Annotated in this window: 6 protein-coding genes; 2 read left to right on the top strand and 4 right to left on the bottom strand. The window is 60.0% G+C overall.

Annotated elements, in window-relative coordinates:
- Nucleotides 1-114: 114 nt before the first annotated feature.
- Nucleotides 115-861 (bottom strand): DUF2076 domain-containing protein, encoded by a 747-nt coding sequence (locus QMX93_RS18940; RefSeq protein WP_282357627.1) that lies wholly within the window; start codon nt 859-861, stop codon nt 115-117.
- A gap of 178 nt (nt 862-1,039) precedes the next feature.
- Between QMX93_RS18940 and QMX93_RS18935 the strand changes: the two genes are divergently transcribed.
- Complete coding sequence (locus tag QMX93_RS18935; RefSeq protein ID WP_053124097.1) at nt 1,040-1,714, top strand: YciC family protein; 675 nt, start codon at nt 1,040-1,042, stop codon at nt 1,712-1,714.
- A 75-nt stretch (nt 1,715-1,789) separates the two neighbouring features.
- Nucleotides 1,790-2,869: an endonuclease/exonuclease/phosphatase family protein gene (locus tag QMX93_RS18930; RefSeq protein ID WP_282357626.1), complete on the top strand. Its 1,080-nt coding sequence runs from the start codon at nt 1,790-1,792 to the stop codon at nt 2,867-2,869.
- 98 nt (nt 2,870-2,967) lie between these two features.
- Here QMX93_RS18930 and QMX93_RS18925 read toward each other — a convergent pair whose 3' ends face one another.
- From QMX93_RS18925 to QMX93_RS18915, 3 genes are read right to left on the bottom strand one after another with little or no spacing between them, the layout of a single operon-like run.
- A complete protein-coding gene (locus QMX93_RS18925) occupies nt 2,968-3,804 on the bottom strand; it encodes an ABC transporter ATP-binding protein (RefSeq protein ID WP_158960125.1) in 837 nt (278 codons plus the stop codon).
- On the bottom strand, nt 3,792-4,595 hold the full coding sequence (locus QMX93_RS18920; protein WP_008081110.1) for an ABC transporter permease: 804 nt from the start codon (nt 4,593-4,595) through the stop codon (nt 3,792-3,794). The genes QMX93_RS18925 and QMX93_RS18920 overlap by 13 nt, the downstream gene beginning before the upstream one ends.
- A gap of 10 nt (nt 4,596-4,605) precedes the next feature.
- Nucleotides 4,606-5,592 carry an ABC transporter substrate-binding protein gene (locus QMX93_RS18915; RefSeq protein ID WP_212550839.1) on the bottom strand — a complete coding sequence of 329 codons (987 nt, stop codon included), beginning with the start codon at nt 5,590-5,592 and terminating at the stop codon, nt 4,606-4,608.
- Nucleotides 5,593-6,000 lie beyond the last annotated feature (408 nt).

Raw genomic sequence — 6,000 nt, 5'->3', positions numbered from 1 at the left:
GATTTATCCCCGACGGGCTGCGGAGCGGCCCCAGTTTTTTGGGACTGCTCCGCAGCCCATCGGGGATAAATCCCCTCACCACAGGTTTGGTGTCAAATCTGAGAAATGTAGGTGTCAGACGAAGGAGTCGTCGTCATCGAAGAACGATGAGCTGTCGTCGTTGCTGTAATCGGTGTCGGTGAATCCGCCCTGATCGTTGCCGGCCATGCGCTGATCATCGCCCCAGCCACTGTTGCTCTGGTCGGCCACCTGCGCCGGCTCTTCCTTGATCACTTCAACGATTTCTTCCGGCTGCTGGTTGTGGTGGAACAGGCTGCTGATGCCTTGCGCCAGCATCACGCCACCCGCCACACCGGCGGCGGTTTTCATGGCGCCGCCGAGGAAGCTGCTGCCGGCCGCAGGGGCCGCTTGTTGCGCGTAGTTTGGTGGTGGTGCACCGACATTCTGTTGTGGCGCGGGCGCCGAATAATTTTGCTGCGGTGCCGGTTCGCGCCAGCCGCCAGTCGACGATGGGGCTGCACTCTGGGTCGGAGTCGGACGCGAGCTGCCACCAAAGATGCTCGACAGAAAACCACCGCCACCGCTCGAAGCAGGCGCAGCACTCTGCGCCTTGGCCGATTGCAATTCAGCCTGCAAACGCTGGACTTGCTGGGTCAGTTGCTTGTTCTGCTCATCAAGGCTCTTCAGCGCAGCCTCTTGCACCAGAATCGCCTGGGTCATGAAATAACCTGCCGCCGGTTGGCGTGTCAGGTGTTCCTTGATCCGCGTTTCGGCCTGGGCGTCGCGCGGGGCTGCCTCCGTTTCGGCCTGTTGCAGCCGGGAAAACAGTCCATCGATCAGGGTTTGCTCTTCGCTGTTCATGGCGACCTCGTAGATTGCCGGGGATAACGTTGCCCTCGTCCACGACGGACAAGGTGCTCTCCTGTAATGGAGACAGTGACAGGATGTTTCAACGACCTTTACCGAATGTTTACGTTTGTGTCGCCCCGCGCCGCATCGGTTAAAGTGAGCCACTGTTTTCGACCTGCGATACCGACTGATGAATGCCTTCGAAGTGCTGCGCGACTCCCTGTATTTCTTCAAACGCCATTTGGCCAGCATCGTGCAGCTGTGCCTGCCGTTGGTGATCTTCGAAGCGCTGCTGCAACAAGTGGTTGATCACAACACCGACCCGGACAGCTTTTCCTCGGTCAGCGTGGTCGTCGGCCTGCTGGTTTATCCGTTGTACACCGCTGCCCTGATTTTGTTTCTCGATGCGCGCACCCGTGGCGAGTCGCCGCGCACCCTGGATCTGCTGGCGATGTCGGCGCGTCTGTGGCCGCGTTTCGCCCTGCTCACGGCACTCAACACCTTGCTGATCCTGCTCGGCCTGTCGCTGTATTTCCTGCCGGGCCTGATGTTGATGGTGATGCTGGCGTTCGGCGAGTACCTGCTGGTGCTGCGCGGCCTCGGCCCGTTGCAGGCGATGAAAGAAAGCCTGCGCCTGACCCGTGGGCATTTCTGGCGGATTCTGTTGTGCATTCTCTGCGTGATGACGCCGTTGTGGCTGCTCAAAGGCGCGACGCTGGCGGTGTATCCGGAACCGCAGAACCCGGCGATTGCCGTGCTGATCGACAGCGCTCACAGCTTCCTGCAACTGTTCACCAGTGTGGTCTTGTTCCGGCTTTTCATGCTGATCAGCGAATCGCCTGACAAACGTGACAGAGCGGTCTGACACGGCAGCCCTTGGGCTTCGCGCCTGCCGTCAGGTATGCTCGGGGCCACTTTCTGTAACGCTATAAGCCGAGCCATGACCCGCCTACTGCGCTACACCGTTGCGCTTGCCCTGCTCGCCCTCGTCCTGATCGGCGGGCTGATCTACAGCCTGACCTGGCGCCCCGACGCCCGCGAAACCTTGCCGGTCAGTTGCACCGGAACGCCGCCGACGCTGGTGCCGGGCCAAGCCTTGAAGGTCATGACCTGGAACGTGCAATACCTGGCCGGCAAGCGTTACGTGTTCTGGAATGATCTGGCGCAAGGCAATGATGAAGCGCCGACCACGGAAGACATGGCCTTCAGCCTCGACGAAGTGGCGCGGGTGATTCGCGACGAGCAACCCGATGTGGTGCTGTTGCAGGAACTTGATGACGGCGCCAAGGCCAGCGACTACCAGAACCAGCTCAAGCTGTTGCAGGAGCGCGTCGCCGACCTGTACCCGTGCAGCGCCCACGCCTTTGACTGGAAGGCCGATTTCGTCCCCGATCCGCACATCTTTGGCAGCGTTGGCCGGCAACTGGCAACCCTCAGCCGCTACCGCATCGAACACGCCGAACGCCTGCAACTGCCGGTGGCCCCGGCCAATTTCATCAGCCGTCAGTTTCAACCAAAAGATGCCTTGCTCGCGACCAAACTGCCGCTCAGCGATGGCGGGCAACTGACGGTATTCAATACCCATCTGGAACGCGCCAGCCAACCGGACGACACCTTGCAGGCGCAGGTGACAGCGATGACCAAGGTGCTCGACAAGTACGAAAGTCAGGGTTTGCCGTGGGTCATCGGCGGCGACTTCAATCTGTTGCCGCTCGGACAATATCGGCGCCTGCCCGCCGAGCAACGCACGCCCTACTCCGCCGACAGCGAACTGCACCTGCTGTGGGACAAGTACCCGATGATCCCGAATAACAATGAAGCCAGCGGCATCGACCGCGCGCAGTGGCTGACCCACTACCCCAACGACCCTGGCCTCAGAGGCCCGGATCGCACGGTCGATTACCTGTTCTACAGCCCGAAAATCAAACGGGTGGAAGCGACGGTGCGGCAGGACGATACGTTGCGCATCTCCGATCACCTGCCGGTGATTGCGCGCTTCCTACTCCCCGCCACTCCATAACCACCACATTCCCGTGTAGGAGCTGCCGCAGGCTGCGATCTTTTGATCTTAAAAAACAACATCAAAAGATCGCAGCCTGCGGCAGCTCCTACACGGGATCAATGCACTTCTTCGAGGTCGTCATGCAGCAACCCGAAGATCTGCCGTTTCATGTCGATAAACGAGCGCTCCATCACCATGTCCAGTGAACGCGGGCGTTCGATCGGCACGTCGAGAATCTGTTTGATCCGCCCCGGTTTCGCGCCCATCACATAGACCCGATCACCCAGCAAAATCGCCTCATCGATGTCATGGGTGACGAACAACACAGTCTTCTTCGTGTTGCCCCAGACCCGCAGCAACAACTGCTGCATCTGCAAGCGCGTCTGGCTGTCCAGCGCACCAAACGGTTCGTCCATCAACAGAATCTGCGGATCATTGGCCAGCGCGCGAGCAATCGCCACGCGCTGCATCATCCCGCCTGACAGCTGTTTGGCGTAGTTGTCGGCGAACCCGGCAAGACCGACTTCGTTGACGTAGTAATCAACAATCTCCTTGCGCCGCGCCGCCGGCATGCCGCGACGTTTCAATCCGAACTCGACGTTCTGCCGCACCGTCAGCCACGGGAACAGCGTGTAACTCTGAAAGACCATCCCACGATCGGCGCCCGGCCCCTGCACTTGCTGGCCGCCAACATAGATTTCGCCGGAGGTCGGTTCGGCCAGGCCTGCGGTCAAATACAGCAGGCTGGATTTACCGCAACCCGATGGCCCGACCAGCACCGCAAACTGCTGATCCGGCACTTCAAACGAGACCTCTTCCAGCGCGGTAAATGTGCCGCCGTCGGGCTTCTTGTAACGCAGGCTGACCTTGTCCACCTGCAAACGCGGCGCGGCTTGCGCAGGGGTGGCAACGGGTTCGATAAAACGATGATTGGCAGCAGTCACTGAGCCCATGCGGCAACCCTCAGTCGGAGAAAACGGAACAGTTGATCGGTGACCAGACCGAGCAGGCCAATGATCGCGATGGCGAGGAAAATCACATCCACCTGAAAACCGCGCATGGCTTTCAGGCTCAAGTAACCCAAACCGCTGGACGCAGCGACCAGTTCAGCCACCACCAGATACGTCCAGGCCCAACCCATGGTCACGCGCAAAGTGTCGAGCACACCCGGCACCGAGGCCGGCGCGATCACATGCAACACCGCATCGCGGCGGCTGGAGCCCAAGGTGTAGGACGCGTTGATCAGATCCTTGGAAATGCCCTTCGACACATCAGCGATCATCACCAGTTGCTGAAAGAACACGCCGAAAATAATCACCGAAACCCGCTGCTCCAGACCGATGCCGATCCACAAAATAAACAGCGGCACGAACGAGGTCACCGGCAGGTAACGAATGAAGTTCACCAGCGGCTCAAGGAATGCCTGAACGATGCGGAAGCTGCCCATCAGCAACCCCAACGGCACTGCCACCAGCGACGATACGATGAAGCCGACCATCACCACTTCGACACTGGCCCACACATGTGTGCCGAGCGTGCCATCGCGGCTCAGGCGCACGGCGGCTTCAACCACCGCGCCCGGTGTCGGCAAAAACATTCCCGGCACGATGCCGCCATAAGAAAGTCCGGCCCACAGACCGACCAACAACACCCAGGCCAGAGCGCTGGCGCTCCACACCACTTGCACCGGCAATGCGGTTTTCGGCGTGAGGCTGCGGCTCAGCCACGAATTGCGCTTGAACATTGCAGGCCTCCTAGAGCGGGGTGACGAAACGGTTGTCGACCAGATCGTCGTTGCTGACGTTGTAAGGCTTGCCCTGCAATTCGCTGGCGGTTTCGTTGGCCAGCTTGATCAGCGCGGCGCTGTCGCCCGGTTTGCCCGGTGAACCCAGCAGTTTCTCGCTCATCGCCTGATCGTAGAAACGCACGCCTTGTGCAGCGGCGGCCAGTTCCTTCGGATCGGAGAGGTAGCCGCCGACGCCTTTGGCCATGATTTTGTAAGCGTCTTCCGGATGATCCTTGGTGTACTGCACGGCTTTGTACAAACCGGCGACCAGCGCCTTGACGTCTTCCGGTTGCTTCTCGATCACGCTGCAATTAAGCGCGACCACATCGACGATCACCCCGGGTGTGCTGCTGCTGTCGATCAGCACTTTGCCTTGCTGTTTGTCGCGCACCATCGACAGGTGCGGTTCCCAGGTCACGGCGGCGGGCACGCGACCGGCGATGAACGCGGTGGCGGCATCGTCAGCGGTCATGTTCTGCACGGTGATGTCGCTCATGCTCATGCCGTTCTTTTTCAGCAGGTACGAGAGCCAGAACTGCGAAGTCGAGCCTTCGTTGACGGCGACGGATTTGCCCTTGAGTTCTTGCAGGCTCTTCACGTCTTTGCCGACCAGCACGCCGTCGCCGCCATGACTGTCATCCAGCGCCGCGACCGCTTTGAAGCAGAACTGCGGACGGTACTTGAGCACTTCATCGATGGTCGACGCCGAACCGGACAATTGCCCGGACGCTTGCGCGGCCATGTACATCGACGCCTCTTCGACCACTGGCAATTCGACGGTCAAACCGTTCTCCTTGAAGTAGCCCAGATCCTGAGCCAGATAAAGCGTGCCGTAACCGACCCACGTGGTATGGCCGATGGACAGGGTGCCGGCCTGGGCGCTGGTCGCGACCGTGGCGGCCAGAGCGGTAATTGCCAGAGGGTGAGTGAGACGGAGACACAAGGACTTGATCATGGAGCACTCCCGACGCTGTTGATTTAGTTTTGTCATGGGCAGTACGGTCGCCGGCCGTTGTGCAGTTGCCACCGTTGGTCTCTCGCGGACGCTTGGGCAGACAACATTCGGCTGGCGGGCAAGATCGATGGTGGCCCATGTGCGCGGTGAGGAAAATCAGGAAATTGTTGGCTGCAAATGATGAAAAAACTGGGTAGTGCGCACTGCCAAGGGGCGGGGTTGGCGGGGATGCTCAAAGGGGGTGCAGATCGGGGATTTTCGGTGGCTGACCCACCGCATTCGCGAGCAGGCTCGCTCCCACAATGATCTCGAGCGAACCCTGGATTTTTAGACGCCACTGAACCTGTAGGAGTGAGCCTGCTCGCGATGGCGGGGTGTCAGACACAGATGTATTAACTGAAAGACAGC

The organism is Pseudomonas sp. PS01303 (assembly GCF_029959385.1).
GTDB classification, from domain to species: domain Bacteria; phylum Pseudomonadota; class Gammaproteobacteria; order Pseudomonadales; family Pseudomonadaceae; genus Aquipseudomonas; species Aquipseudomonas rustica.
Note: the sequence above shows the minus strand (reverse complement) of the source record. Positions and strands in the feature narration are given on the sequence as shown.

What these genes read in the sequence shown, in the direction of transcription:
- QMX93_RS18915 (WP_212550839.1), bottom strand. Translation starts at nt 5,592, where the DNA reads ATGATCAAGTCCTTGTGTCTCCGTCTCACTCACCCTCTGGCAATTACC.
- QMX93_RS18920 (WP_008081110.1), bottom strand. Translation starts at nt 4,595, where the DNA reads ATGTTCAAGCGCAATTCGTGGCTGAGCCGCAGCCTCACGCCGAAAACC.
- QMX93_RS18940 (WP_282357627.1), bottom strand. Translation starts at nt 861, where the DNA reads ATGAACAGCGAAGAGCAAACCCTGATCGATGGACTGTTTTCCCGGCTG.
- QMX93_RS18935 (WP_053124097.1), top strand. Translation starts at nt 1,040, where the DNA reads ATGAATGCCTTCGAAGTGCTGCGCGACTCCCTGTATTTCTTCAAACGC.
- QMX93_RS18925 (WP_158960125.1), bottom strand. Translation starts at nt 3,804, where the DNA reads ATGGGCTCAGTGACTGCTGCCAATCATCGTTTTATCGAACCCGTTGCC.
- QMX93_RS18930 (WP_282357626.1), top strand. Translation starts at nt 1,790, where the DNA reads ATGACCCGCCTACTGCGCTACACCGTTGCGCTTGCCCTGCTCGCCCTC.